Genomic DNA, 11,035 nt, shown 5'->3' on the forward strand with positions numbered 1-11,035 from the left:
GGCCCGCCCGCCCTACTTCTTGATAATAGGCTTCCAAGGACCCGGGGATCGTATAGTGGATGACAAACCGGATATCTTCCTTATTAATACCCATGCCGAAGGCATTGGTGGCCACAATCAAGGGCACCGCCCCGCTGACGAAACGCTCCTGAGCTGCAGTCCTCTCCTCCGGCTTCATCCCGGCATGATAGTAGATGGCCGGCAGCTTTAGTTCCCGCTGCAGCCACTTGGCCAGGAACTCACAATCCCGCCTGGTACCGCCGTAAATAATGCCGCAGCCGGATTGGCCCGCCAGCATCTGTTTCAGGGCCACCAGCTTATCTCCCTCTTGGGACACCCGCTGGACACTGAAAAACAAGTTGGGCCGGTTGCTGGAGCCGACGACCCGGTAAGCGTTTTCCATTTCCAGCTTGGCCAGGATGTCTTGCTGCACCGCCGGGGTAGCGGTGGCCGTCAGGGCCAGAAGCTTGGGGTTCCCCTGCAGCCAGCGGTAGAACTTCGGGATCCACAGGTAATCGGGGCGAAAATCATGGCCCCACTGGGACACGCAATGGGCTTCATCCACCACCAGCAGGGACACCTGCCGGTGCCGGACGGCCTCCAAAAAATAACGACTCCGGAGGCGTTCCGGAGCCAGGTAGACCAGTTTGTAGGCTCCCTGCTTAAGGCGCCAAAGCCGTTCCCGGTATTCCCGCCACGGCAGCTGGCTGTTTAAATATGTAGCTTGATACAGGGACCGGGCATGCAGGCCGTCTACCTGATCTTTCATTAGAGCCACCAGGGGCGAAATGACCAGGGTCAAGCCGGGCAGCACCAGCCCCGGCAGCTGGAAGCAAAGGGATTTCCCCCCGCCGGTGGGCAAGACCCCCAGGACATGCTGTTGCTCCAAGACCGCCCGGATAATCTCCCCTTGGCCCGGCAGAAACTCTTTGAAGCCAAAGTATTTCTCTAACGCTTGTTTCAGCTGCATCACTTTTGCTCACCTACCTGACATGCCAGTTAGCCGGCGTCTTAGAGAGGGGGCCCCATCTACCCGGACGAGCATCAAGGAAGCCGTCCCAAGAAGCCCAAACGGACCCGCACCCGGCATCCGGGCCCAGGTAGGGTCAACGGCCCGGAGGCGCGATCACAGTATTATATTGTATCATCGAACTTGCTCTTACGAAAGCCTGTCCTGTCAAAAAACGGCAACACCTGGGAGCCTTTTTCCTGAAATTGCGACCCGCTTGGCGGCAAATAAACATAAAGACAAATTTTTTGCAATTATTTTTAATTTATCTCCAAATGGCAGCAGGATTTCTTAATACAGCATGGAATTATTGAAATACATTAGTGGTCTGGTGGTAAGACCACCCGCCTAGTAGCTGGTCAGGAAAGGAGATTATCAGGTGGATTTAAGATCAATCCGGGAACAGGCAAAGGTGAGACTGAAGGGTTACTGCCGCGTGTGCCCGGTATGCGACGGGCGGGCTTGTGCCGGCGAAGTACCCGGCATGGGCGGCACCGGTACGGGAGCTGCCTTTCAAGCCAACCTGGAAGCCCTGAAAAAGTACCGCCTCCACATGCGCACCTTACATGATGCCAAGGATCCTGACACCGGTTGTTGCTTATTTGGAGAAAAACTGCACACACCCATCCTGGCCGCTCCTATGACCGGCACCATCTATAACATGGGCGGCGTCATCCCCGAAAGAGAATTTCTCGGCATGCTGATCACCGGCAGCCGGCAAGCCGGCAGCATCGGTTTTACCGGCGACGCTCCGGACCGCTATATTTTCGAAGCCGGTTTGGAGGCCATCAAAGCGGAACAGGGCTGGGGTATTCCTATCATTAAACCCCGGGCCCAGGAAGTCCTGATCCGGATGGTGAAAGAAGCGGAAGCCGCCGGGGCCCTGGCGGTCGGGGTGGACGTGGACGGGGCCGGGCTCATCACCATGGCCTTGAAAGGCCAGCCGGTGGGGCCTAAAACCATGGAAGAGCTGAGGGAGATTATCTCAGCCACCACCCTGCCCTTTATCGTAAAAGGCATCATGACGGTGGATGAAGCAGTCACCGCTGCCATGGCCGGAGCCAAAGCCATTGTGGTTTCCAACCATGGAGGCCGCTCCTTGGACCACACCCCGGGAGCCGCCGACGTGCTGCCGGACATCGCTAGGGAAGTGGGCGGCCGAATTACCATCCTGGCTGACGGCGGGGTGCGCTCCGGTGTAGATGCCCTGAAACTGCTGGCTTTAGGGGCGGACGCCGTGCTGGTAGGCAGGCCCCTCGTCATCGGAGCCTTTGGCGGCGGTACGGCAGGTGTGAAGTTCATCATCGAAAAGTTCACCCAGGAACTGAAGCAGGCCATGATTCTCACGGGCTGTCGTTCTCTGGCCGACATCGATACCCGCATTCTGTACACAGGTTAATTATTAATAAATTTAAATTTTTTGAATATGACCAAAAGCCGCAACAATCGAGGATTTAGTCCTAGCCATCATGCCTTGCCAACCATGCAAGGAAAGGGGGGTTGTATATAGAGGTACCTGTGGACGCCGGCGTAGTGCATTTAAAACTCACTACATCTTTTTAAGGAGGTATTTCTCAGATGTATGCCTTGCTTGCATTCCTGCCGATCCTCGTCTGTATCATTTTAATGGCAGCCTTTAACTGGCCGGCCAAAAGGGCGCTGCCCCTCTCTTGGCTCTTATGCGTCATTGTGGCCCTCGCTGCTTGGAAAATGGATTTCCACCATGTAATGGCTTATTCCGTATTTGGCTTTTTCAAAGCCATTGACGTGTTGATCATTATCTTCGGTGCTATTCTCATTCTTAATACCCTCAAAACTTCCGGTGGTATGGCCACCATTAACAACGGCTTCATGGGGATTTCCAAAGACCGCCGTGTACAAGCAATCATCATCGGTTTTATGTTCGGGGCATTCATCGAAGGCGCTGCCGGTTTCGGAACTCCCGCCGCCGTGGCAGGTCCCCTCTTGGTGGGTCTCGGTTTCCCGCCCCTGGCCGCAGCCATGGTAGCTTTGATTTATAACAGCGTACCCGTTTCCTTCGGAGCCGTCGGTACCCCCGTTTTCGGCGCCATGAGTACTCTCTCCGGCAACTTGTCCACATTGGGAGTCAATGAGGAAGGTTTCCGGCTGGCATTTTCCCAGGCCACCGCTCTTACCCACTCCTCTTTCGGTATTTTTGTACCGCTGCTGGGTTTGCTTTTCTTAACCAGGTTCTTCGGCAAAGAACGATCCTTCAGACCGGCACTGGAAGCGGCGCCCTTTGCCATCTTCGCCGGCCTGTGTTTCGTCGTTCCCTATCTTCTTACCGCCTGGTTTTTGGGCAACGAATTCCCGTCCCTGGTAGGTGCCATTATCGGCCTTGCGATAGTGCTGCTGGCAGCTAAGAACGGCTTCCTGGTACCGAAAAAGGCATGGGATTTCCCGGCGGAATCCGAGTGGGAAGCTAACTGGCGTTCCACCTCATCCACCGGTGATACCGGGGAAGCCAAAATGTCCCTGGTCCTGGCCTGGACTCCCTACGTGCTGATTGCGCTCATCCTGGTCATTACCCGCATCCCGTCCCTGGGACTGAAAGGGTTCCTGTCCGGTTTGACCCTGACCATCCCCAACGTGCTGGGCATTGAAGGACTGAACTATTCCTTACAATACGCTTACCTGCCCGGCACGGTACCGTTTATTCTGGTAGCTCTGATTACCCACGTGCTGCACAAGATGAGCGGCGAGCAAGTAAAAACCGCTTGGGGCAACACCTTTAAACAAATCACCGGTGCCGCCATCGCCCTGTTCTTCGGTGTAGCCATGGTGCAGTTGATGCTCAACTCCAATGTCAACCACGCCGGCCTGGAAAGTATGATGACCGTGATGGCGAAGTCTGCCGCCGCCATTGCCGGAAACGCCTTCGTGTTCTTCTCACCCTTCATCGGTGTACTGGGCGCCTTCATTTCCGGTTCCAACACGGTGTCCAATATCCTGTTCGCTTCCTTCCAGTTTGAAACCGCCAGCATCCTGGAACTGCCCCAGGTATTGATCGTAGGTCTGCAGTGCGTCGGCGGTGCCGTGGGTAACATGATCTGCGTGAACAACGTGGTGGCCGCCTGCGCCACCGTGGGATGTATCGGGGCCGAGGGGATTATCATCAGGAGAAACTTCATACCGTGTTTCATTTACGCCATTGTAGTGGCTGTGTTCGTGGCTATCCTGATCTCCCTGGGCTTCAATCCCTTCCCCATCAACTAAAACCTGCATAAGCATGTACTCCTGGCCTCAAGATCCCTTGAGGCCAGGATTTTAACAAGATGAAATCCAGTGAAGGAGGCATCCGCGATGTCCAAAGAACAAGTGATTCAAGAACTGAAACAGGCCTTGGGTCCGGAAAACGTCATCACTGAACAGGAAGACCTGGTCTGTTATTCCTTTGATGCTACTCCCGACGTGCCCAACCCGCTGCCCGATGCGGTGGTAACCCCCGGCAGCACGGAAGAAGTAGTCAAAGTGGTCAACATCGCCCGCAAGTACAAGACCCCTATTTACCCGCGGGGTTCCGGCACCAACCTGTGCGGTGACACGGTACCCTTAAAAGGCGGCATTGTCCTTTCCCTCTTGAAAATGAACAAGATCTTGGAAATTGATGCGGAAAACCTTGTCGCCGTGGTACAGCCGGGCGTCATCATTCAGGACCTGAACAACGCCGTCGCACCCTACGGCTTAATTTATCCCCCCGACCCGGGTACAGTCACCACCGCCACCATGGGCGGGAGCGTGGCGGAATGCTCCGGAGGACTGCGGGGCCTTAAGTACGGGGTGACCAAGGACTATGTGATGGGCCTGGAAGTGGTCCTGCCCAACGGCAAAACAGCCCGCTTCGGCGGCAAAACGGTGAAAAACGTCACCGGCTATGATATGGTGAAGCTCTTTGTCGGTTCCGAGGGCACCCTGGGCATCATCACGGAAATCATCGTGAAACTGATCCCCGCCCCGGAAACCAAGGCCTCCATGCTGGCCGTTTTCAACAGCCTGGAAGATGCCGGGAACACCATTAGAGAAATCATCGCCAGCAAAGTGATCCCGGCCACCCTGGAAATCATGGACCAGGTCACCATCCGCACGGTGGAAAACTACGCCAAAGTAGGCCTGCCCACCGATGCGAAAGCCATCCTCCTCATCGAAGTAGACGGGATACCCGAGGTAGTAGCCCGGGAAGCGGAAGCGGTGGAAAAAGTGGTGCAGCAGAACAACGGTAAGATCCAGCGGGCCAAGGACGACCGGGAGCGGGAAAGCATCTGGACCGCCCGCCGGGCGGCATTACCGGCCTTGGCCCAGTTCAAACCCACCACGGTATTGGAAGACGCCACCGTGCCGCGGAGCAAGATCACGGAAATGCTGCTTTTCGTGGAAGATATAGCGAAAAAGTACAACTTGCACATTGGTACCTTCGGCCATGCCGGGGACGGCAACTTGCATCCCACCATTCTCACCGATGCCAGGGATCAGGAAGAAATGGAACGGGTGCACAAGGCCATCGATGAAATCTTCGCCAAGGCGGTGGAACTGGGCGGCACCCTTTCCGGGGAGCACGGGATTGGCATGGCCAAAGCGAAGTACATGCCGTTAGAATTCAGTGAAGCCAGCCTGGAAGCCATGCGCGCCATTAAGAACGCCTTAGATCCGGAAGGGCTGTTTAACCCCGGCAAACTTCTTTCTTAAGGGGGGAATATAGGTGAGTTATCTAAGGGACTTTCCGGTCATCGAACAGGAAACGATTAAATGCATGAAATGCGGCAACTGCCAAGCTGTTTGCCCTTTATACAAGGAAACTAAAGCCGAAGGAACGGTGGCCCGGGGCAAAGTGAAACTGACGGAAGCGGTCCTGGAAAACAAGCTGCCGTACAGCCACAAACTGGCCAAGATCTTTGAAATGTGCTTGCAGTGTAAAGCCTGCGCCGCCATCTGCCCCTGCGGCGTGGAGCCGGACAAAATCGTGCTGGCCGCCCGCGCCAAACTAGTGCAGGAGCGAGGTTTACCGACGGTGAAGAAAATGATTTTCAAAGTTTTGTCCAACCCCGGCTTGTTTAAAACAGGTCTGGCCGTGGGTGCCCGGACCCAGGGGCTGTTCTTCAAGCAAAGGGAAGACGGCCAAAGCACCCGGGTTCCTATCAGCGGTATCGTGCTCAGAAGGGTCATCCCGAAACTGGCTGTCCCTTCTTTCCTAGGGAGGGTGCCGGAAAACAACACCTTTCCCGGCGCCACCAAGACCATCGCCTTCTTCTCCGGGTGCACCACCAACTTTGCCTATCCCGGTGTAGGCAGCGCCCTTATTGAAGTTATGAAGCGCAACAACATCAATGTCATCGTGCCGAAAGCCCAGCACTGCTGCGGTTTACCCGTCTTAATGCACGGCGACGTGGAAACGGCCACCCAAATGGCCAAGTCCAGCGTGGATATCTTCAGCAAGTACGACGTGGATGCCATCATTACCGTTTGCGGCACTTGCGGCGAATCATTCAGAGTCCATTACCCGGAATTATTGCAAAATGATCCCGAATACTATGCCAAGGCCAAGGCCCTGTCGGAAAAAACTTATGACTTCGCCCAGTATCTAGTGGACGTCGTCGGCCTGGATCCCGCCAAACTCGGCCCCGTGGACGCTACCGTTACCTACCACGTGCCGTGCCACATCGGCCGCAGCATGAAGGCCAAAGACCAGCAGCTTAACATCATCAACAGCATCCCGGGGGTGAAATATCACCCCATGCGAGACCCCGACCGCTGCTGCGGTGGCGCCGGTTCTTTCAGCTTGACCCATTACGATTTATCCTACGACATCCTGAAGCATAAACTGGACGATATCGCCTTTACCGACGCCGATTATGTCATCACCGGGTGCGGTTCCTGCCGCATGCAGTTGAATGACGGGATTGCGCAGGAAAAAATGACTCAAAAAGTGATGCATACGGTAGAACTGCTGGCCCAGTCCTACCAAAATGCTAAATAGAAAAGAGGGATATCATGTCACCGGATTTTGAACAACTCTACCGGCTCTTTAAAGCCAAAGCAGAAGCTGCGGCAGCCCAGGTCTACCGGGTAAAAACCCCGGCGGAGGCCGGGGCCTTGATTGCCCAGATAGCGCAGGAAACGGGCGCCAACCAAATCGCTGCCGCACCTTCCCCGCTGGTGAACGAGTGCCTGGCAGGGACGTCCATGCCGGTGCCGGTGTACACGGAGAATTTACGCGCCCATGCGGAAGAAGCCCACATCGGCTTATCGGAACTGGACATGGCGGTGGCCGATATCGGGACCCTGCAGCAGGACGCCACCGATATTAACAAGCGCCTCGTGTCCATGCTGCCCAACGTGCATATTGCTCTGGTGCGAATCACTTCCCTGGTACCGGATCTAAAAGAAGCTTTCGTGCAACTGGAACAGCAAAAGGACCGCCTGCCTGGCTACGGCGCTTTCATTACCGGTCCCAGCCGGACGGCGGATATCGAGCGGGTACTGACGATTGGTGTCCACGGCCCCTACGAGCTAAGAATCATCTTCATTGACCAACCGGGAGGTGACACCAATGAGTAAAGACTTAAGGGCGGAAATCCAAAAAGCTTTGGAAAACGAAAACCTGCGGGGAGCCCTGGGACGTTTTGCCGACGCTTACATCGACTCCCGGGCCAAAGCTTATGAAGGCAGGGACTTCGAAGCATTAAGAGAGGACATCGCCCGGCGCAAGCGGGCCTGTGCCCAAAAGATGTGGGACCTGGCGGACCAGTTCAAAAAGAACGCGGAAGCCAGGGGAGCCCAGGTCTTCATCGCCAAAACAGCGGAAGAAGCCCGGAAGTATATTATCGATGTAGCCCTAAAGCACCAGGCCAAATTAATGGTCAAATCCAAATCCATGGCTTCGGAAGAAATCCACCTGAACAAGCATTTAGAGGAACACGGGATCGCGGCGGCGGAAACGGACCTGGGCGAGTGGATCCTGCAGCTGTCCGGCGACCGGCCGTCCCACATGGTGATGCCGGCCATTCACCTCACCAGGTACCAGGTGGCGGACATTTTCTCCAAAGAAGTGAAGGAACAACTATCCGCCGAGATCCCAAGGCTGGTCAAAGTCGCCAGAAAAGAACTGCGGGAAAAATTCCTCACCGCCGACATCGGCTTGTCCGGTGCCAACGCCCTGGTGGCGGAAACCGGCACCGTCTTCATTGTCACCAACGAGGGTAATGCCCGGTTGACCACCTCCATGCCGCGGGTCCACCTGGTCCTGGCGGGTTTGGAAAAACTGGTGGAGAAACTGGATGACGCCCGGGCCATCTTGGAGTGCCTGCCGCGCAGCGCCACGGCCCAGCAGCTGACCAGCTATGTGAGCATGATCACCGGCCCCACTCCTACCGCCCTGCCGGACGGCACCGTGGTTGACAAAGAGCTGCACATCGTGTTGATGGACAACGGCCGTTCCAAAATGCGGGACGACCCGGTCTTCGTGGAAGCCCTGCAGTGCATCCGCTGCGCTTCCTGCCTCAACGTCTGCCCCGTTTTTGAAAGGGTGGGCGGCCATGTTTTCGGCGCTATTTACACCGGCGGCATCGGCACCATCTTGACGGCTTTCTTCAACGAATTCGATGACGCCGGGGAAATCCAAAACCTGTGCTTGAGCTGCGGCCGCTGTAAAGAAGTATGCCCCGGCAAGATCGATATCCCGAAGCTGATCCTGGAGCTGAGAAACCGCTATGTGGCCAAGCACGGCATGCCGGCGGCGCAAAAATTCTTGTTCAACACCGTGCTGCCTAACCGCAAGCTGTTCCACAGCCTGCTGAAAGTGGCCAGCAAAGCCCAAAAGCCCTTCGTCTCGGACCAGAAGATCAGGCATTTACCGCTCTTCTTGGCTGGATTTACCGAGGGCAGAAGTTTACCCGCTCTTGCCAACCAACCCTTTAGGGAACAGCTGGACAAGCTGCCTCAACCCAAGCAAGTCAAGGCCAAAGTGGGCTTCTTCGGCGGCTGCCTGGTAGACTTTGTCTATCCCGAAATCGGCCAATCCGTCGCCAAAGTCCTGGCCAAGTTGGATATGCAGCTGGTTTACCCGCTGGAACAAGCCTGCTGCGGGGTACCGGCGGGGCACTTAGGCGCGGTGGATGCTTTTGCCAGGATGGCCAGGCAGAACATCGAAGCCTTTGAAAAAGCCGGCGTTGACTACATCGTCACGGCCTGTCCCACCTGCACCCACGCCTTGAAGCATGAATACGTGGAGCTTTTGAAAGACGACCCGGCTTGGGCCGAGCGAGCGGAAGCTTTCGCCGCCAAGGTGCACGATTTATCCCAGTTTATCGCCACCCACTCCCGTAACGGCCGGCTGCTGGATTTCAAAGCCGGCGGTGAAACAGTCACTTACCACGATTCCTGTCACTTGCGCCGGAGTTTAGGGGTATTCCAAGAACCAAGAAACCTGATCAAGGAAGCCGGCTACGAACTGGTGGAAATGACCTGGCCCGATCGCTGCTGCGGATTCGGCGGTTCTTACAGCATCAAGTTCCCGGAACTGTCCCGGCCCATCTTGGAAGCCAAACTGAAGGACATCCAGCAGACGGGAGCGAGTATTGCGGCCATGGACTGCCCGGGCTGCATCATGCAAATCGGCGGCGGACTGGATCAAAAGCACAGCACCACCAGGGTTAAACACACTATCGAACTGCTTGCGGAAAAATTACGGGATTAATTACAGAACAATCTTCCAGGAAGTTGTTTTATAGTGTATATTATTTATATGATCTAAATAAGTAATATACACATAATCCAGACAGACAGCGGGTGTTTTCATTGGTATTTCAGCCGATTCGTACAAAGAAAATCTATGAAGAAATTATTGCGCAAATCAAGAACTTGATTCTGGAAGGCAAGTTGCGCCCGGGGGATAAGCTGATGTCGGAGCGGGAACTGGCGGAACAACTGCAAGTGGGCCGTTCCGCCGTGCGGGAAGCTTTCCGTGCTCTGGAAGCCATGCGGATTGTGGAGATCAAACCGGGAGAAGGAACCTATGTCAAGCAATTGAGCGCCGATTACCTGGTGGAAGCCATCTCTCTCATGTTGAGCTCCCAGGATCATACCACGAGGGAGCTCATGGAGCTGCGCAAGATCCTGGAAGGAGAGTGTGCGTACCTGGCGGCCCTCCGCCGCACAAACAGCGATCTGGCCTTGATGAAGCAGCAGCTGGACGAGCAGAAAATACAGGTGGAACAAGGGCACCTGGGCTATCACTCTGACATGGCCTTCCATTTTGCCATCTATAAGGCCACCGGAAACGCGATCATTTTCAAGCTGATGTCGACCCTGCGGGATACCATCCAGCATGCGCTGCAGGAAGTGCTGAAGGAACTGATGCAAATGGATCCCACCTTCCCCAAACAGCTTTACCTGGAGCATATGACTGTCTGCCAGGCGATTGAAAACGGGGATCCGGTGGCGGCGAGGGAAGCCATGCACAAGCACCTCGCCACGGCCCTCAAGGGCGTGATTGACCACAATTAACACCCCAACACCGGAACCAACTTCCTGAAAAAGGCGGCTTTAGCACCAAAGCCGCCTTTTTCAATCCTCACTATCCTTAAGACTTCAAGATCCAACCAGACAAAAGGGACGGCCTTTCTCCAAGCCGTCCCGTTCACGCCGGAGTACAACCCAGCATGTCCTGCAATTCCCGGTAGGTACGATATGCCTCATCGAAAAACTCCGCCAAATGCCCTTTATAGGCAGACAGTTTCTCGTCAATTTCTTCACCTTTGTAGCCTTCTTTTTCAAAAAAGATGATGGAACTCACCACTTCCAATAATCTTGGCTCTTTACTGTTTAAATAAGCAACCCTTAGCAAATAATCAATCCGGTCGGCATCAAATTGACTGGATATGATTGAGTTAAGTCCGTATAATGGTGTAAAATTGGTTTTCCAAAAGAGTTGAGCCATTAACAAATTCCTCAGTTAGAATAGAAGTGGAAAAACCAAAATTCTAAGAGGAGGAATTTGAATGGCTCAATACC

General features: G+C 55.0%; 9 protein-coding genes. 7 read left to right on the plus strand and 2 right to left on the minus strand.

The features are described 5' to 3' along the window. Window positions 1–973 (minus strand): ATP-dependent DNA helicase RecQ (locus tag GXX34_11745; protein ID HHW08179.1); only part of this gene is annotated, 973 nt, incomplete at its 3' end. 415 nt (window positions 974–1,388) lie between these two features. On the opposite strand from GXX34_11745, the gene GXX34_11750 reads away from it, so the two are divergent. The 7 genes from GXX34_11750 (at window position 1,389) to GXX34_11780 (ending at window position 10,528) form a co-directional block, all read left to right on the plus strand. Further along, complete coding sequence (locus GXX34_11750) at window positions 1,389–2,408, plus strand: alpha-hydroxy-acid oxidizing protein (GenBank protein HHW08180.1); 1,020 nt, start codon at window positions 1,389–1,391, stop codon at window positions 2,406–2,408. A 179-nt stretch (window positions 2,409–2,587) separates the two neighbouring features. Continuing rightward, complete coding sequence (locus tag GXX34_11755; GenBank protein ID HHW08181.1) at window positions 2,588–4,246, plus strand: L-lactate permease; 1,659 nt, start codon at window positions 2,588–2,590, stop codon at window positions 4,244–4,246. 87 nt (window positions 4,247–4,333) lie between these two features. Further along, complete coding sequence (locus tag GXX34_11760) at window positions 4,334–5,713, plus strand: FAD-binding protein (GenBank protein ID HHW08182.1); 1,380 nt, start codon at window positions 4,334–4,336, stop codon at window positions 5,711–5,713. Between the two features lie 64 nt (window positions 5,714–5,777). Beyond that, window positions 5,778–7,001 (plus strand): (Fe-S)-binding protein, encoded by a 1,224-nt coding sequence (locus GXX34_11765; GenBank protein HHW08183.1) that lies wholly within the window; start codon window positions 5,778–5,780, stop codon window positions 6,999–7,001. Window positions 7,002–7,015: 14 nt separating this feature from the next. Beyond that, window positions 7,016–7,582, plus strand: a complete 567-nt coding sequence (locus GXX34_11770; GenBank protein ID HHW08184.1) for an LUD domain-containing protein — start codon at window positions 7,016–7,018, stop codon at window positions 7,580–7,582. After that, window positions 7,575–9,719, plus strand: coding sequence for an LUD domain-containing protein (locus GXX34_11775; protein ID HHW08185.1), 2,145 nt, complete (start codon window positions 7,575–7,577; stop codon window positions 9,717–9,719). Before GXX34_11770 ends, GXX34_11775 begins: the two co-directional genes overlap by 8 nt. A 101-nt stretch (window positions 9,720–9,820) precedes the next feature. After that, entirely contained in the window at window positions 9,821–10,528 is a 708-nt protein-coding gene (locus tag GXX34_11780) for a FadR family transcriptional regulator (protein ID HHW08186.1), read from the plus strand. Window positions 10,529–10,661: 133 nt separating this feature from the next. On the opposite strand, the gene GXX34_11785 is transcribed toward GXX34_11780, so the two are convergent. Continuing rightward, window positions 10,662–10,826 (minus strand): hypothetical protein, encoded by a 165-nt coding sequence (locus GXX34_11785; protein ID HHW08187.1) that lies wholly within the window; start codon window positions 10,824–10,826, stop codon window positions 10,662–10,664. Window positions 10,827–11,035 lie beyond the last annotated feature (209 nt).

This window comes from Clostridia bacterium (genome assembly GCA_012840125.1).
Classification (GTDB): Bacteria; Bacillota; DULZ01; order DULZ01; family DULZ01; genus DULZ01.